We start from the raw sequence: 1,817 nt of genomic DNA on the forward strand, positions 1-1,817 counted from the left end.
GGTTTGAGCGTGCCGGGGACGACCTTGGCATCCCAGTCGCGCATCATCGCCTGCACCTCGGGGTCGCTGTGGATCGCTTCTTCGGCAACGCGTTGGCGCGCCTCGGCCGCCACCTTGTTGCGCCGCGCCGGGCTGTCGGCCACCCCACCGATTTCGATCGCGATTTTCACCGCATGGCCGATCCCTGCGAGCGCGGCCTGCAGTTTGTCCCGGCTGGCCGGCTGGTTGAGCGATTCACGCTCCACGCGCAGCATCCACTGGTCGACGTCGCGCGCCACCAGTTGCGACTGCAGCGCCAGTTCGCGCGTGAGTGCGCCGATGAGCTCGGCCGTGACCATCTGCATGACCGTGGCATGCCAGAAGTCGCCGTCTTCGCTGGGAGGGATGGGCGCCGAAGTGGCACGGATATCGTCGCGCGCACTGTCGCGTGCGCCCGGCGGCGGCTGAACGCGCACCGCCATGGCCACGACCTGCGAGGGCGTTGCGGCGGGCGCTGGCATGTCGCCATCGCGGCGGCGTGGCGGCGCGTCGGGCGGCGACTCGCGCACCTGCAACCGATGCCCGGGGGGCGGTGGCGCAGTTGCCGTAGCTGAGGGAACAGGCGCGGGCGCGGGCACTGGTGCCGGTGCCGGTGCCGGTCTGGGCGCAGGCGCCGCGACAACCGGCGCCTGCGTTTCATTCAGAGTTTTTTTTTCCGCGATGGCCGCGCCGGAGGGCTTGAAGGCCAGCAGCCGCAGCAAGACCATCGTGAGCGCCGCATACTCGTCGGGCGCGAGTCCCAGTTCACCGCGTCCGTGCAGGCAGAGGCTGTAGAGCAGTTGCGTTTCGTCCTGCGGCATCGTCGCGGCCAAGCGTGCCGTTTCGGCCGCGTCCGGGTCGGTCGACGTGTCGGCTGGCGCGCGCGAGGGTACGGCCTGGATCACCGCCATGGCCTGCAGCACGGTGGTCATCTCCTCCAGCGTGGAGGCAGCCGAAAAACCGTCGCGGCGCAGCGTCTCGGCGGTTTCGACCACCGTCTTGCCATCGCCCTGCGCGAGCGCATCGATCAGGCGGAACACATGGCCGCGGTCGACGCTGCCCAGCATCTGGCGCACGCCGGCTTCGACCAGCTGGCCATTGCCGAACGCGATCGCCTGGTCGGTGAGCGAGAGCGCATCGCGCATCGAGCCACGTGCCGCGCGCGCGAGCAGCCGCAGGGCCTGGTCCTCGGCCGGTACCTCCTCGGTGTGCAGGACCTTGGTCAGATGCTCCAGCACCGTCTCGGGCGCCATCGGGCGCAGATTGAACTGGAGGCAACGCGACAGCACGGTGACGGGCACCTTCTGCGGGTCGGTGGTGGCCAGCACGAACTTCAGGTACTCGGGCGGCTCTTCCAGCGTCTTGAGCATCGCGTTGAACGCGGTGTTGGTGAGCATGTGCACTTCGTCGATCATGAAGACCTTGAAGCGCCCCTGGACCGGCTTGTAAACCGCCTGCTCCAGCAGGGCCTGTACTTCGTCCACGCCGCGGTTGGAAGCGGCGTCGAGTTCGGTGTAGTCGACAAACCGTCCCGAATCGATGTCGCGGCACGCCTGACAGACGCCGCACGGCGTGGCGGTGATGCCGCCCTGCCCATCCGCCCCCTGGCAGTTCAGCGACTTCGCCAGGATGCGCGAAACGGTGGTCTTGCCCACACCACGGGTGCCGGTGAACAGATAGGCATGGTGCAGGCGCTGGGTCGTCAGCGCGTTCGACAACGCCTGGACCACATGCTCCTGCCCGACCATTTCTTCGAAATTACGGGGCCGGTATTTGCGGGCGAGCACGAGATAGGACAT

1 protein-coding gene is annotated in these 1,817 nt (G+C 68.1%); it reads right to left on the reverse strand.

All coding sequences use genetic code 11. The features are described 5' to 3' along the window. The coding region (gene dnaX / locus J2W36_RS26485) for a DNA polymerase III subunit gamma/tau (RefSeq protein WP_307692775.1) at positions 1–1,817 on the reverse strand (1,817 nt) is incomplete at both ends.

The sequence above is a fragment of the Variovorax ginsengisoli genome, assembly GCF_030811835.1.
Lineage (GTDB): Bacteria > Pseudomonadota > Gammaproteobacteria > Burkholderiales > Burkholderiaceae_C > Variovorax > Variovorax ginsengisoli_C.